This is a genomic window from Streptomyces sp. NPDC055815, assembly GCF_053616475.1.
Genome location: NZ_JBSHDU010000089.1, coordinates 1 through 14,335 on the forward strand (window position 1 = coordinate 1; position 14,335 = coordinate 14,335).

Genomic DNA, 14,335 nt, shown 5'->3' on the forward strand with positions numbered 1-14,335 from the left:
GAGCGGGGAGAAATCTGGCCGTACGCGGGGAATCCCGTGGCCATCAGTGGGGCGGTAAATGGCCGCCTATGGGGAGCTTGTCATGGCCGCCGTCATACGCCGTCTCCCTGGAGAGGGTCCAGGAGGCGCTGGGCGGCATCTCCACTTCCCTTGCCGGGCGGCGCCGCGATGCCGCCGCCGAGCTGATCGCCGGTGGCTACACCGGCTGACCTCACGACGTCTACCCGAAGGACGGCACCCGCCCGGGGTGCCGTCCTTCGGGCTGTTCGGGAGAGGTCCAGTACCTGCGTCGCAACTGCTCTTCATCGCTCCAGAGACGGCGGGTGTCCTGTCTCAATCCTCTCGGGGTACGGCAACGCCTCGACCAGCAGTGCTTCGAATCGGCTGAGACGCCGAAGGGGCAGTTGTCTCAGGGTACGAAGGGCCGATACCTCAGAAGCAGGCTGCCCCGGCTGACTGAGACGGGACAGATGGGTCTACATCGCGGAATGCCCTTGCAGCTGGCACTACGAGAGCTTCCGCGGCGACTGGCAGTTCATCGCCCTCGCCCACGCCTGGCTGAAGGGGTAGCAGCGGTGTTCACGCCGCCCGCCACCATCGGCGGCGCTGCGGCACTGTCGGCGCCACGTCTTCCTCGGACTTCAGCAATGCGCGTGCGGCCTCGATGAAAGCCGCCAGAGCGTCATTAAGAACCTGGGCGTCAGCGTGTCTCTGCAGGGGCCATGGTCCGGTGATGCCCGGGACCCCTGTGCTACGCAACGCGGTCATTTCAAGGCGTGCCATGAGTCCACCGTGCCGAGCTTCCCCCACAAAAGTATCGGCGCTGCGCAGCACTGCGTCGGCCGCAGCCGCAACATCCCCGGACGCGATGAGGTCAATCTCGGCCTTCCTCAAAGTCACCGCCTGATAGGCGGCCGTCACCTGGCCGTAAAGACCCGCATCGTTCTCGGTGTAGAGGCGTCCGTACAGCTGCATCAGCTCGCGGACACTCCGGACGAACTCCGCGATCTGGACCTGCCGGACGGTCCACAAGGCGGCTACACGTTGGGCCTCGGCTGCGATCCGTGCCGCTTCACGGGCCGCCGCCGCCTGGTCCCGGCCACCGTTCGCCTGAATCTTCGCCCCGATCACGCTGCCGAGGAGGGCGCCGATTAGAGCGAGGACTGCTACGAGGCCGGTGAAGATCTCAGGGTTGTCCTCGAAGTACTTCCTGAACACATCCACCGGCACATCTTGCCGAACCAACTTGGGCCGCGTGAGCGGGCTTCCTGCCAACTGAACCGGAGAACAGCTGAGCCAGATCGTCGCCGTCCCCGCCACCGGGGGGTTCTACGTTAAGGACGGCGTCGTGCTGCGTGCTCCGAATCGGCTGAAACGCCGAAGGGACAGTTGTCTCAGCCGCGCTGAGGCACCTCGCACGGGCCCTGGGCGGCGCGTGGTGACCCGCCCTGTCTCAGAGCTTCTGGGGTACGAAGGGCCGATACCTCAGAAGCACTGAGACTGCCCCGCACTCACTGAGACGGGACAGCGGGGAGGCGTTGACACCGGTCGGTCATTGGCCCGCTCCGTCCTCTTTACGGCGTAAAGAGGACGGCGGGAGCATCAAGTCACCGAGCTTCTTTACGGCGTAAAGCATGCGGTGTGCCTCAAACGAGGCCTCGGTCGTTAAGCTCCATGCGCGAGATCCGAACACCAGCAACACCAGGAGCGGCGAATGGCCGGCGCGCAGAACGAACAACTCTCCGTCGCGGAGCGGCGGCGACGGCTTGAAGCCGAGCGGGCAGCCGAGCAGGCCGCGGCTGGTTCTGGTGGTAGTCCGGAGGTGGCCCTTGCCGAGCTCGCGCACAATCCCCGCAACGCGCGAGCGGAACTTGAGGAAATTCAAGGCCTTGCGGACACGTTCGAGACCGTCGGTCTTCTGCAGCCGTGCGTCGTTGTCCCTGCGGTGACCTTCCGGGCTGCGTTCCCCGAGGGCGAAGCCGAGATCGGTGCCGCCCGCTACGTCGTCATCGGAGGCAACCGGCGCCTCGCCGCAGCACACGTCGCAGGCCTCAAGGCGCTGCCGGTCCTGGTGAACACCAAGGCGAAGACCCGCCGGGACATCCTCATTGCCGCAGCCACCGAGAACCTCGCCCGGGAGGAACTCAAGCCCCTGGAAGAACTCGCCACGATCGAGGACCTGAAGGTGGAGCTCGGCACCTACGAGGCGGTGGCCCAACAACTGGGCAAGACTGCCGGGTGGGTGTCCCAGCGCAGGCGGCTCCACCACCTACAGCCGGAAGTCCGTGAGGCCCTGGAGTCCCGGGCTGAGGGTATGACGATCGAACTGGCCCGAGAGCTCGGCAAGATCAAGGACCGTGACCGGCAGCTCAAGGCCTGGGACGACGAACGGCGCCTCGCCGTCGAGCGTGCTGCCAGCCCCGAGGGTGAGAAGAAGGGGCGCGAAACCAAGAAGAGTCGGAACCGAGTTCCAGCCCAAGGCGGGTCGAACGCGGCGACCGAGCTCGACGCCCAGGCCAAGGCACGCCGAGAGGCCTGCGCTACCGTCGTCGCGGCCGCAGCCGGCGACTTGGCCCGCGCCCAGATCATCGCGCTCCAGTCTCCTGCCGCGCCCGACGAGGCGATCGCGCTCGCCGCGCACTGGCTTACCGAGGCTGGCGCAGACGCCTCGGCTCTGAACCTGTCTGCCCTCGCGGGAGATGAAGGCACCGAGCGTCAGCAGCAGGCCGCACTCGCACTCGCGCTCGCCCACTGCGAACTCCACATGACCCGTGCCAACGGGAGGGACGCCGCCCACGCCCGCGCGTACGAGGAGTGGCTGGCCTCGCACGCCGACTTCCAGCTTGCCCCGACGGCGTAGATCCGGAGAGACACGTGACCACCGACCTCCACGCCCTGCCCGAAGACACCGGCCGCAAGACCCGCGTCCTGACGCTAGCCAGCGGGTCGGCCGGCTCCGGAAAGAGCACCCTCGCCGCAGCGCTTGGCCACACCGCCGCCATGCGGGGCAAGAAGATCTGCGTCATCGGGCTGGACCGCCAGCGGGACCTTTCGCGACTCCTCGGCTACGACAACCCAGACAGCGATGAAGAGCTGCCCACGCTCAACGATGTCATCGATGGTGTTTGCACCCTGGCCGAGGCGATCGTTCCCGCACGGAACAGCAGGACCCGAGAGCCGATCCCGGGCCTCTGGCTTGTGCTGGAGTCCGGCAAGCTCGACAGCTTGTCGACCAGGCTTGCGGGCGAGACCGCGAGGGAGCTTTGGCTCTTCCGGCTGATTCCCCAGCTGCGAGGACGCTTCGACATCGTCCTCCTGGACTGCCCCGGGAACCTGGACCTCGGAACCCAGGGCGCGCTCATTGCCGGCGATGAGATCATCGGCTGCACCAAGTCCCAGCTGAAGGAAGCCCGTGGACTGACCGAGCTCGAAGACAAGATCGCCGTGCTGTACGCCTCCTTCGGTTTCATGGGCATGCGGAACGGACTCGACTGGGTCGTCATAGGGGAAGGCGTCACCAGCGACTCTCAGGGCAAGGTCTACCGAGACATCGAGAAGCAGGTCCGGGACGCGTACGGCGGCCTCGTCGTGGAGCCCACCGTCCGCACCGATGTCAAGGTCCCCGAGGCGTACTCCGCATCCCTTCCGATCACGCTCTACAACCCCAAGTCCGATGCGGCTGTTGCCTACACCAAGATCGGCAAGAAGATGAAGCTGTACCGCTGACTCTTTACGCCGTAAAGAACCCGGCCTCGCGCGAAGGATGCGCGAGGCCGGTCCTTTATGTGTGTCGGATACCGGGGGAGTCCCACCCTCTGGTGCGGCGGATCCTGGCCGAGCCGGTCCTGTGGGTCATGGAGCTGTCCCCTGTCGGCTCCGCCGGGCGGCGGGTGAGGTTGGGCAGAGCGCAGATCTGCCGCCGCCGCGCGGATGCCGCCTGCCCTGTCTCGGCGTCCGGGCCGCCGTCCGGGCCTTTCCGCTCAACCGGTGGGCTGACCCGACCGGCGTGTTTGCAAGCGTGGCGTACAGCAGATGGCGTTGGCAGTCGCAGCAGAGGACCGCCGGCGCCCTTTGCTGCCTGCTGGGGCGTCAGCCTCGCGGTCGCTCGGTGAGGCAGGCGAAATTCCGTCGCCGAGGGCACCAGAACCAGCCGAAACTGCTTTAGAATTCTGAAAGTACTTGCAGAATACGGAGGTTGACGGCCAATCTGAAACCACTTGCAGGGTGATGAGGGCCCTGGTGAACCCGGAAGGAAGACACTGGTGACCACCACGACCACCGCAATCGCGATCCGCCCACTGCCCGCGAACTGGGCCCCGCCGGCCGACTGGAAGCGCGACGACGCCGCCGTCGACCCCGACAACCCGCGCGGTGAGCGGGAACTCACCGGCTACCGCGCCGGCGTCGCCTTCGTCCTCGACACCGATCAGCGTGACCTCTCGGTCTACCCCGTCGCCGAGGGTGCCCCCGGCGACGAGGTGCCCGGCGAGTTCGTCACCTACCAGCACACCCGCAACGGCGTCGCCCCGGCCGTCCTCCAGATCGGCGTCATCCGTCTGAACACGTCGCTCGACCTGGCCCGAGCGGACCGGATCAACTCGGTCTTGGAGGAGGTCCGGCCGCTGGCGCAAGAGATCGCGGACAACCTGCTGCCCGTGCCCGGGACGACCGGCCGGGACTGGACGGCCCGCGCCTACGACGCCTGCCGGTCCGCCGAGCACCTCCTCAACCGCTACCCGTACCGCGGCACCGAGCACGACTTCCCGTACCTCCGCCACTGCTACGCGGTCGACGCTGCCCCCGTGCTGGCCGCCTTCCCCGACCTGATCAACAGGTCCTGGGCGGAGTCCACCGACCAACAGCTTCAGGACGCCGCCGTCGCGCTGGAAGGCCGGCTGTACCAGCTGTACAAGGACAACCCCGACTCCGAGGTCCTGAAGCGGCTGATCGAGATGAGCCTCACCGGCGCCCCGCTCTCCGACAGGGACGGCCGCCCGGTGATGGACGTCCGGGTCCACGGTGCCCGTGCCTGGCTCCACGCCTACCGCCGCGACCAGGCCGCCGGCCTCACCCCGATGGACGCCGCCCGCTGGGACGGCGCCGCCCACCACGCCCTCCACATCGCCGACGACAGCACCGACGCCGAACTCGCCGCCGTAGCCCGTCGGGCCGAACGCGACGCCGCCGCGCAGGGCGTCAAGCTCCTCGCCGCCGACCAGTGGGCCCACACACTCCGCACCGACCGCCGCACCGCCATCCGCACCCAGCTCGCCGAACTGCGCGACCAGATCGGGGCCCTGGAAAACCATCTCAAGCCCGCCCGCAAGCGCCGCACCGTGCTGGTCACCCGCGTCCTGGCCTGGGGAGAGGAGGACACCGACTCCGCCCTCGGCCGCGCCTCTGGCCTCTCCCACACCGCCGTCGGCACCATCCGCTCCTCTCTGGACACCACCGAGGACCAGGGCAAGGGGACGGAGTAACCGCGTACGGGCTGGCCGACGCCGCACGCGGGTTCACCAGCCGGCGACTGGTCGTCGACCTGGTCCACAGCGACCGGGACAATGCCGTGATCGCCCGCTGACGCGACCCGGCCACATAGGAAGGGCGCCCGCAGCCATTGGAGCTGGCTGCGGACGCCCGCCCACCAGGATACGGACCGCCCCGGCGGGCCCACCAACAGGAGGGGAAGTGCGGTGAAGGACGCGGACGTCGTTCCGGTCAGGCTGTCCGAGCACGAGCACGAGGAGATCCTGGCGTCGTACATCCTCCCCGCCTGGACCAAGGACGCCGTCCCACAGGAGCAGCCCGTGGCCGTGCTGGTCGGCGGACCTCCCGGCAGCGGAAAGTCCATCGCGTGCCAGGTGCTCAAGGCGATGCTCGACCGGCGGGGCGGCGCGGTGCTGATCGGCCGAGACCTCTACAAGTCCGCCCACCCCGCCTACCGGCGTCTCCTGCACAGCGACGACCGCACCGCGGGCGTGCGGGTACGACCGGACGTGCTGCGGTGGCAAACGGAGGTCGAGGAGTACGTACGCACGCGGCGGTTCGACGCGCTGGTCGAAGCCCCTGTCGTCGACCCCGAGCAGGCCCGCGCCTACCGGGACGCGGGATACCGCGTCGAGGTGGTCGTGGTTGCCGAGGCGGAGGCCGTGACACAGCTGAGCGTGCTGGAGCGCTACATGGCCCAGGTTGCCGAGGACGGCGCAGGCCGGTACGTGTCCTGGGACAACCACGACCAGTGCGTGCGCCGCCTACCCGAGTCGCTGGAGACCATCGAGCGTGAGCGGCTCGCCGACCGGGTGATGGTGGTACGGCGCGACCTTCAGGTGCTCTACGACAACCAGCTGACCGGCCCGGCCCCGACCGTCGGCGCGCACCAGGCGCTGCAGGCGGCCCGGGCACGGCCGTGGACGGCACCGGAGACCTGGCGGTTCAGGCGTCAGGTGACCGCCCTGGAACAGCAACTGCACCCCGCGGTGAGCACGCCGGAACGGCGGCTCACGGTGGCCGCCGGTCTGGAGCGGGCCGCCGCGCTCGCCGAGCCGGTGCGCCGCATCGCCCAGCCGCTCGCGGTGCCGCCCGGGGTCGACTACCACCGGCTCTCCGCCGACGAGCACCGCTTCGTCTTCGACGAGCTGATCGTGCCGATGTACCTGAGCGGCATCACGGCGCACGAGCAGCCGGTGACGCTGTACGTGATGGGCCCGCAGGGCGCGGGGAAGTCCTACACGGCCCGCACGCTGCGCCGCGTACTGCGCGCCCGCCGGCCCGTCCGGATCGAGGGAGGTCTGTTCAAGTCGATGCACCCCGACTACCGCCGGCTCCTGGAGGAGGACCCGCGTACGGCGTCGGCCCGGATCCGTCCCGACTATCGGTCCTGGCAGCACAAGGCCGAGCAGTATGTGCGCGAGTGCCGGGGCGACCTGCTGATCGAGATCGCCCCGGACAACATTGCCCACTTCCTCGACGGGGCACGGCGGGACCATGCGGCGGGGCGCCGCGTGGAACTGATCGTGCTGGGGATGCGGGCCGCCGACAGCCGACTGGGGATCGCGGCCCGGTGCGCGGGCGTGGCCCGCATCGGCGGCACCCCCCGCTTCACCCAGGCCGCCGCGCACGACCGCACGTTCGCCCTGCTCGCGGACGTGGTCCGCGCGGCCGAGCAGGTGCCGGACCTCGTCGACTCCGTCGCCGTCATCCGCCGCGACCTGACCGCGGTGTACCGCAACGCGCGCCTTGCAGACGGCGCCTGGGCGAAACCGCCGAGGGGCGGGGACGTGGTCGCGGCGGAGCAGCAGCGCCCCTATACCGCGGCCGAGGCGGGCCCGTTCTGGGCGCTGCTTCGACAGGTGCAGGGCGAGCTGCCTCAGTACCACCGCGAGCTGGTCGAGATCGCCGCGCTGGCCTGGCCGTTGATGCCCGCCGGCTTGCAGCCACGCGCGCTGGCGTCCACGATCCCCACCGCGCCGCTTCCCGTCCTGCGCTACTCCCGCAGTTCCTTCACACGGGCCGCGTAACGGGCCGCGATCTCGGCGACCTCCTCCGCATCGGCATCCTGGAGGGCCTGGCGGTCGGCGGCGCAGGCCGCCAGGCCCTCCTTCAAGACCTTCAGCCGCTCGGGGTCGGGAGTGCCGGCGCGTCGTTCGGCCATGAGCTGCTCGGCGTACCAGGAGTTGACCTCCTGCACCTGCTGCTCGACTTCCTCGGGAGTGATGGGCTCAGACAAGGTGGTGTCCTTCCGCTGGGTATCGATCTGGTGGTGGGGCGTCATTGTCCCTGGCTGAGACCATGCGGCCGGGCGGCCGGTGTTGCCGAAAGCCACCGTGCGGCAGGGTCGGTGCACGTAGGTTGCTGTCGATGTTGATCTTCTCTTGGGGGTGTCGTGGCGCGGGATCTGCGGATGCTGTTCGGAGCGAATGACCGGTCGGTGGCGGCCGAGGAAGCGTTCACGAACCGTCAGGCTCAGTGGCAGGCCGTCGTGGCCGCCCTCACCGATCACCTTCACCGCGTCGCCAGCCCCACGTTCGACGTCGAGGACTTCGCCAGTCCGCGGCACAACGTCCTGGTCGCCCACGGGGTCGGCGGGATCGGGAAGTCGACGTTCTCCCGCAAGATCGAGGCATCGCTCGCCCACTCCGAAGGACGACCGGCGCAGTGGACCGCGCCCGCGTGGCCGATCGAGAAACTGCTCCCCGTACGCATCGACCTGGCCCGCTCCACCGGCATCGACTTCGAGCGAGTCGTGCTGTCGATCCGCCTGGCCGTCGCCTCCCTCGGACGGCCCATGCCCGCCTTCGACCTTGCCCTGCGCCGCCACTGGGAACGCAACCACCCGGGCGAGCCGCTGGAGGAGTACCTGCGGCGCGGAGGGCTGTTCAGCCGCTTCAGTAACGCGGTCAATCTGCCGAGCCAGCTGCAGTCCTCACTCTCCGACGTCGCCCAGGCCCTCGCCATGCCCGGCACCGTCGGAGGCGCCGTCGGCCATCTCACCACCGCCCTGGTCGGCGCCCTGCGCGAGCGGCGCCAGACCGTACGCGCACTGGCCGGCTGCGCCCGCCTGGCCGACATCCTGGAGGCCGAACCCGACCTGGAGACTCTGAGCTTCGCTGCCCACCTGCTCGCCTGGGACCTGCACCAGCTTCCCGCCGACCAGCGCGTCACCCCGGTCGTCCTCTTCGACAGCTTCGAAGAAGTCGGGACCCGCACCCACCGCGACTTCGAACGGCTGCTGCAGCGCATCGTGTGGCTGATGCCCAACGCGTTCTTCGTCATCACCGGACGTGACCGTCTGCAGTGGGCCGAGGACGGCCTGCACGGACAGCTCGACTGGACCGGACCCACCGCCTGGCCCGGCCTGGCCGGCCATGTGCCCGGCGCCCGCGCCCACCACGGCCCCGTACGGCAGATCCTGGTCGGCGACTTCTCACCCGCCGACTGCGACGACCACCTCGCCCGCCGCCTGGCCACAGGCGGGCAGCCCCTGATCGGGCCCGACCTGCGCGCCGCCATCACCGACCGCTCCTACGGCCTGCCCCTCTACCTCGACCTGGCCGTCATGCGCTTCCTGGAGATACGGCGCAGCGGACGCGTCCCACAACCAGACGACTTCGGCGACTTCCCCGCCCTCATCTCCCGCACCCTCAGCGACCTGACCAGCGACGAACGCCACGTACTGCGCTCGGTGTCGCTGCTGGACGCCTTCTCCGTCTCCCTGGCCACCCAGGTCGCCGGCCTCACCCACGATGCGGCGGCCCTGCGGCTGACCGAGCGGCCCTTCATCCGCGAAGACCAGACGGGGCTGTGGCCCTTCCACCTCCACCAGGTCGTCCGCTCCGCGATCCGCAACGCCGAGGACCACACCGACGACCGCTGGTCCGAACAGGACTGGCACCGCGCCGCCACCCGCGCGCTGACGGCGCTGGGCCAGGAATGGGCCCACGGTCCGCGCCGGGACCGCACGGTCCTGATCGGCGTTCTGCGCCAGGGCCTGCGCCTGGCCCGTGACTTCAATCTCGCCGAACTCGGCTGGCTCACCGACGCCGCGTTCTCCTACATCGGCGACTCCGTGTGGGAACCGCTCGACCCACCAGCCCACGGCCACCACGGCACCGAGCTGTCCACCCCGGCCGACGCGCTCGTCGAAACCCTCAGCGCCCTGGCCCGCCGCCAGCGCGAACACCGCGCCCGCACCGTCCAGCGGCTCACCGCCGTCATCGACTCCGGCCTGCTGCCCGCCGAACTGCAGGAGATGCCGATCTACTACCGGGCCAAGGCACTGCGCGACATCGGACGCGACGAGGACTCACGCCGCGGCTACCAGCAGGTCGCCGACCACGGAGGCCGCCTGGCCGCAGCCGCCCGCCGCGGACTGGCCCAGGCCGCCCGCCTCGCCGGCGACTTCCCCACCTCCCTCGCCGCCGCCCAGCAGCTCGGGTGGGAGGGCCGCCACCAGCGCGTCCTCGGCGACCTCTACTGGGTCCAGGGCGAACCCGAACGCGCCGCCGAGGCGTACCTGGCCGGGCGCCTCGAAGCCGAACAGCACGCCAAGGCCGGCGAAGCCGCCCACAATCAGGCCATGCGAGTCGTCGCGGTCGCCTTCACCGACCCCGGCAAGGCGGACGACGAACTCGACCTTGCCCAGCAGCTCCTCGCCAACCTCGACCTGCGGGCCACCACGATCAACGCCGCCATCGCCTCCCTCATCCGCGACGCCGGCAACCCCACCCTCGACGACCGCGTCCGCGCCCTGCGCAGCGAACTCGACGACGCTGGCCTCACCTCCATGACGCCCACCCTCGACATCGCCGTCGCCTTCCACCAGGCCGTCCAGGGCAACCACGAGGCGCTGAACGCCACCATCGCCCGGCTCCGCGAACGGACCAGCACCGGCACGTTCGCCTACTACATCGACATCGCGCACTTCATGGCCGACCTGCCGTTGCCCGATGACCACACCCCGCCGCGCTGGCTGGACAGCGAAGCAGCGACCCGTGGCCGGTGGCGGGCCCTGGTCACCGCTCGCCGCGAACTGCTGCGCACCACGCGGTAGCCCGCCATCGCGCGCCCTGGAGTCACGCCCGCCCGGGGCCCCGCCGACCGCTGGCCAGCGGGGCCCCGTTCGTCAGGGGGCGAGGGTGTAGTGGACGACCGCGTTCTCGCACGGGCCGGTCGCGTACACCTTCAGGGCGTCGGCCTCGCCCTGGTCCGCGGACAGACCCCAGCGCAGCTTCGTGCCCACCCATTCGGAGAGGTAGCGGCACGTCGCCTCGGGGGACGGCGGCATCCACTCGGCCGGTTCCTGGTCGGCCTTCTGACGGTTCGACCGGGCACTGACCGCGACGAGCGAGGTCGAGGTGCCCTGATCGTTCGCGTACGCCTCACGACGCTTCGCATCCCAGTTCGAGGCCCCAGAGTCCCAGGCCTCAGCGAGCGGCACCATGTGGTCGATGTCGAGCTTCGTCGGGTCGTCGATGAGCTGCTCGTCGTAGTACGAGCGCCACAGGCCGCCGGACAGCTTGCAGCCCGCACCGACCGTCGGGGCCTCGATCGCCTCAGCCAACAACACCTCGGCTCGCGTGTTACAGCCGTCCCCGAGGTCCAGGCCCGCGTTCCAGTGCTTGAACTTCGTCCGCTCGTATCCCTCCCTGCTCTCGTCGGCGACGGGGATCTGCCCCACCGCCTCGCTCAGCATCAGGACTTCGGCGGCGGCCGGTGCCGCGGGCGCGGCGAGCGCGGCGTGGGGTACGGCGAGGGGGGTCAGGGCGAGGGAGAGCGCGGCGAGGCCGCGAACCATGTTCTTGATCACGAAGGCATGGATAGCGGCCTGGCCTGCTCTTTGTCCGGCGATCGCCTCAAGTCTCGCCCAGGCGGGCGAGCCCGTTCACCGAAGAAGCGTCCCACTGCGGCCAGCCATGCCATCCGCGGGAAGTGACCCCATACGATGAGCATCGTGAACGAACGCCGCACACTGGGCCCCGGGCCGGAGAACCCCGACCGCGTCGTCGCTGCCGAGGCCGACCTCCACGAATTGATTCCGGGCAGTCGGTTCCCGAACCTCGACGAGCTGCGCGGCCGTGGCCTGTTCGAACCCCGTTCCGCGCCGGTGGCGGGCCCCGCGCCGCACCCTCGGCGCCGGCGGTCGCGCGCCCGGCGAGGCGGACGTCACCGACTGACCCGCCCCAGTTCTCGTATAGATACGGTGGGTGGCGTCTGCGCAGGACCTTCAATCTCGGTGCGCGCGGCGATGGGAAGCCGGAGAATCCGGGTCCATGAAGACGGAACAGTCCCTTCGGCGCTTCGGCCCCCAGTTCGTCGCCGAACAGCGCCACCGCTACGGCAAGCGCCCGCCGGAGAATCGGATGCTCTCCTATGACCTGGCGGTGCTCGACGAGTACGAGCCCTGGCGGATCTGGCTGGACGAGCAGCTTGCCCTCCTGCCCGAGGCCGCTGCAGACACCTTCGCCGCCAACCTGTGGCGCGACCAGAACTTCTGGCCCGACTTCATCGAGCTCGCCGCCGGCGCGGCTCTGCGGCGGCGAGGCTTCAGCGTGGAGTTCGAGCGGCAGTGGGGCACGCTGACACCGGACTGGACCGTCGTCGGTGAGAAGGGGGAGCCGGTCGCCCTGGTTGAAGTCCTCGCCCACAGTCCCCAGAAGGGGACGACAGCGAAGATCAGCGCGTGGCACGGACTGGTCGAGCGCCTCAAGCAGATACCGGTCCCTGTCGTCCTGACTGTGGGTGGTGACTCCTCACGCCCGCTCGACACCCCTGACGCGCGCACCTCGAAGAAGATCGCTCAGGATCTGCGCCGGGCGCTGCTCTCCCCTCTTGTGCATCAGGCCGTCTTCCGGAGCGAGGGCTACACCTTTCTGTTGAGGGCCGACCCGCGTACGGGTCAGGCCATGCGGCCCCCGGGGATGAGTACGATCCTCGTCCCCCCGAGCAACATGGCCGGTGTCGTCTCCGCGCAGCCGGTCACCGCCGGGATCGAAAAGAAGGTCAGCAAGTACCGTGCGCTCGCCCAGGAGGCCGGACTCCCGCTGATCGTGGCGGCCGGTGCCGACAAGTTCACCGGTCTCCAGCTCCAGCACTTCGACGACCTGCTCCAGGGCGTCGCCACGCTCAGCGTGCAGTTCAACTTCGGTGACTCGTTCATCCACCACCCGGTCGAGGTCGATCCGTTCAACCCGCCGCGCTGGACCATGCCTCCTGAGCTGGCTGGCGTGCTCTGGGTGGACAACGAGTTCCCCTTCACCACCGCCTGGCGCCCCAACCGCGCCGCGGCAACCCCCGCGCCTACCGCTCTCGCGGTCCAGGAGACTGATTCATCCCACCCGGTCACGGCCAATCCGGCAGCGGGCGAAGAACAGGTTGCCTGAGCCTGAACCCAACGGGGTATCAGATCGCGCGACGTCCTTCTGTGCTTCGTACGGTGGTTGGTAGGACGCCCCTCAGGACGGGTGTGCCCACGAGCCGGTCCCGCGTTCCGCACGTGCGCGGGACCGGTGTTCTGACGATGCCTTGAACGTCTCGTTGCGAGCGCCCGGGGCTCAGCGGGTGTGTGCCCTGACCTGCCGTGGTAAGCAGACCCGAGGCCGCCAGTGCGGACACACCACCACGCTTACCAGCAGGTCAGCGGCTACTTACCACGCTACTGACCATGAGGAGTTATGGCGTTGTGACAGCCGGGTGGCCTGGGTGGTCAGCGGCACGGTGAGCACGCCGTCGAAGAGTGGGGCATCGACCCCGACGAGCTCTTCGAGGAGCCACCGATGCCCCCCTCCCCGCTGCACCGCGACCGGCGTGCACCCTCTGCCCCAGCCGGCGGCCGGACAGTCCGGAAGACCTCCGTACTGCGTGTCCGGCGTGCGGCTCTGACCCGATTCGGTGTGTGGGCGGCGCTCGCTGCCGGGCCCGTCGCGCTCCTCGCGAGCTGCGGCCGCCCTGCCCCGACCGCCGCCGAGCGGCCCGCGACCGTGACCCGGACCGTCCAGCCGGAGACCGCCGGCGAGAGCGGCCCGGCCGGGTACGCCGAGCTCGTCCTTGACCTGTGGCTGGACGCCGGCTCGGACGTAAACGGCGCGGCGGCCCGGCAGCTACGGGTGCTCGCGCCATCGGTACGGATCCCGGAATGGGGGCGGCGGGCGGTGGCCGTCGAGCGGCTCGCCGCAGTGCGGACCGTTCGACAGAACGCCGGCTGGGCCGTCACCGTCGCCGCCCAGTTCACACAGGCCGCTGAGACGCCCGAGCACGGGAGCGCCACCGGGCTGCGGTACTTCACGATCCCCGTCATCCTCCAGGAGCCCGGCCAGTCCGATGCCATGGGCTTCGCCGCGGCCGGAGCGCCGATGGAGGTCGCCGGTCCGGCCGCCGGGCAGATGCCCGCCTCTCCGTACGTCAGCTCCGTCGAGGACGGGCCGCTCGCCGACAGCGTGACGGGGTTCCTGACCGCGTTCCTGGGTGCGGAAGGCGGGGCGGACCGCTACCTCGCCCCCGGAGTGACCATGCCCCGCCCCGAGGCCGGCGGCTACATCGCGGTCGAGGTCGACCAGCTCCTGGCCGACCGCCGCACAGACGGCCAGGAGCGCAGCAGGGACGGCGCCACTGCCCGTGTCCGTGCCGAGGTGACCGCGACCGACAGCGCGGGCCGCAGGTGGCCGCTGTCGTACGCGCTGTCCCTGACGGCCCGCGCCGGCCGCTGGGAGGTCGCCTCGCTCGACTCTGGCCTCGGCGTGCCGTCCAGCGATCCGACGAAGCCGCCCGTGCCCTCCGTTGCCTCTTCCTCGTCCCGTTCCACCGCCCCGGCTGCGCCGGGCCGGACCCCCGCCTCCTGAAA

General features: G+C 70.0%; 11 protein-coding genes. 8 read left to right on the forward strand and 3 right to left on the reverse strand.

Annotation, left to right across the window (positions count from 1 at the left end):
- A partial coding sequence (locus tag ACWGN5_RS35725; protein ID WP_453522575.1) for a hypothetical protein occupies positions 1–209 on the forward strand: 209 nt, incomplete at its 5' end.
- Positions 210–579: 370 nt separating this feature from the next.
- On the opposite strand, the gene ACWGN5_RS35730 is transcribed toward ACWGN5_RS35725, so the two are convergent.
- The gene (locus ACWGN5_RS35730; protein ID WP_453522576.1) at positions 580–1,224 is read right to left on the reverse strand and encodes a hypothetical protein; all 645 of its coding nucleotides are present in this window, start codon (positions 1,222–1,224) and stop codon (positions 580–582) included.
- A gap of 490 nt (positions 1,225–1,714) precedes the next feature.
- On the opposite strand from ACWGN5_RS35730, the gene ACWGN5_RS35735 reads away from it, so the two are divergent.
- The 4 genes from ACWGN5_RS35735 (at position 1,715) to ACWGN5_RS35750 (ending at position 7,517) form a co-directional block, all read left to right on the forward strand.
- Positions 1,715–2,860 (forward strand): ParB/RepB/Spo0J family partition protein, encoded by a 1,146-nt coding sequence (locus ACWGN5_RS35735; RefSeq protein WP_453522577.1) that lies wholly within the window; start codon positions 1,715–1,717, stop codon positions 2,858–2,860.
- A gap of 14 nt (positions 2,861–2,874) precedes the next feature.
- Positions 2,875–3,726 (forward strand): ParA family protein, encoded by an 852-nt coding sequence (locus ACWGN5_RS35740; protein ID WP_453522578.1) that lies wholly within the window; start codon positions 2,875–2,877, stop codon positions 3,724–3,726.
- Between the two features lie 536 nt (positions 3,727–4,262).
- Positions 4,263–5,480 carry a hypothetical protein gene (locus tag ACWGN5_RS35745; RefSeq protein ID WP_453522579.1) on the forward strand — a complete coding sequence of 406 codons (1,218 nt, stop codon included), beginning with the start codon at positions 4,263–4,265 and terminating at the stop codon, positions 5,478–5,480.
- Positions 5,481–5,693: 213 nt separating this feature from the next.
- Positions 5,694–7,517 carry a zeta toxin family protein gene (locus ACWGN5_RS35750; protein WP_453522580.1) on the forward strand — a complete coding sequence of 608 codons (1,824 nt, stop codon included), beginning with the start codon at positions 5,694–5,696 and terminating at the stop codon, positions 7,515–7,517.
- On the opposite strand, the gene ACWGN5_RS35755 is transcribed toward ACWGN5_RS35750, so the two are convergent.
- A complete protein-coding gene (locus tag ACWGN5_RS35755) occupies positions 7,484–7,726 on the reverse strand; it encodes a hypothetical protein (protein WP_453522581.1) in 243 nt (80 codons plus the stop codon). The two genes, ACWGN5_RS35750 and ACWGN5_RS35755, sit on opposite strands and share 34 nt — an antisense overlap.
- A gap of 174 nt (positions 7,727–7,900) precedes the next feature.
- On the opposite strand from ACWGN5_RS35755, the gene ACWGN5_RS35760 reads away from it, so the two are divergent.
- On the forward strand, positions 7,901–10,549 hold the full coding sequence (locus tag ACWGN5_RS35760) for an ATP/GTP-binding protein (protein WP_453522582.1): 2,649 nt from the start codon (positions 7,901–7,903) through the stop codon (positions 10,547–10,549).
- A gap of 72 nt (positions 10,550–10,621) precedes the next feature.
- Here the strand turns inward: ACWGN5_RS35760 and ACWGN5_RS35765 are convergent, their stop codons facing one another.
- Complete coding sequence (locus tag ACWGN5_RS35765; RefSeq protein ID WP_453522583.1) at positions 10,622–11,305, reverse strand: HNH endonuclease family protein; 684 nt, start codon at positions 11,303–11,305, stop codon at positions 10,622–10,624.
- A 463-nt stretch (positions 11,306–11,768) separates the two neighbouring features.
- Between ACWGN5_RS35765 and ACWGN5_RS35770 the strand changes: the two genes are divergently transcribed.
- Both ACWGN5_RS35770 and ACWGN5_RS35775 read left to right on the forward strand, forming a co-directional pair.
- On the forward strand, positions 11,769–12,878 hold the full coding sequence (locus ACWGN5_RS35770; protein ID WP_453522584.1) for a hypothetical protein: 1,110 nt from the start codon (positions 11,769–11,771) through the stop codon (positions 12,876–12,878).
- Between the two features lie 510 nt (positions 12,879–13,388).
- Positions 13,389–14,333 carry a conjugal transfer protein gene (locus tag ACWGN5_RS35775; RefSeq protein WP_453522585.1) on the forward strand — a complete coding sequence of 315 codons (945 nt, stop codon included), beginning with the start codon at positions 13,389–13,391 and terminating at the stop codon, positions 14,331–14,333.
- Positions 14,334–14,335: the final 2 nt, after the last annotated feature.